Source organism: Oleiphilus sp. HI0086 (genome assembly GCF_001635225.1).
Window position 1 is genome coordinate 1 of sequence record NZ_LWFZ01000035.1, and the last position, 597, is coordinate 597.

Below are 597 nucleotides of genomic sequence, written 5' to 3' on the forward strand. Positions count from 1 at the left end.
AGATTCAACCAATAGAGAATTTAACCTGTTCGCCATCGCTATAAGAAAACTCACCACGCTCATTCGTCATGCCTGACTGTGTTTCTGTTTCATAATATAGGCCTGATACCGGGCTATCAATAAAACTGCCTGTTCTGATATCCGCTGGTTCAGTGCTCGATTGCTTGCTACCGCCATCACAGGCACTTAATAATATTGGTAGACAAGCAGCGTAAATAAATCGATTCAACATAGTTTCACCTTAAGCTTTAATTTCCATTCTATTGCGGCGTTAGAGTAAACGAGTCGATTCGTTTATCGGTTGGATCGACAAGTATATTGAATCGCAAGGTGTTAGCGCCCGATACTAGCGTGACAGGCAAAGCAGCTGAATCCAAATAGAGAGCGTTATCACCAGTCGCAGAAAGAGCGATGCTACCAGCGGCGCTACCGTTCACAAGGATATCGAAAGAAGAGCTATCATTTGATGAAGCGTATCGGATTGTTAGGTTGTAAGGGATGGCGAACGCCTGAATATCCGAGAACTCAATGTAATCTCCATCCTGTGCCAAGCTTATATTGATATAACCTGAGCCGGTAAAGCCTGAGCCATAACTT

2 protein-coding genes are annotated in these 597 nt (G+C 43.7%); both read right to left on the reverse strand.

What is annotated here, in order from left to right; genetic code table 11:
• Nucleotides 1-4: 4 nt before the first annotated feature.
• Nucleotides 5-232: a hypothetical protein gene (locus tag A3756_RS00655; RefSeq protein ID WP_068552633.1), complete on the reverse strand. Its 228-nt coding sequence runs from the start codon at nt 230-232 to the stop codon at nt 5-7.
• Between the two features lie 28 nt (nt 233-260).
• A partial coding sequence (locus tag A3756_RS00660) for a carbohydrate-binding protein (protein ID WP_156490138.1) occupies nt 261-597 on the reverse strand: 337 nt, incomplete at its 5' end.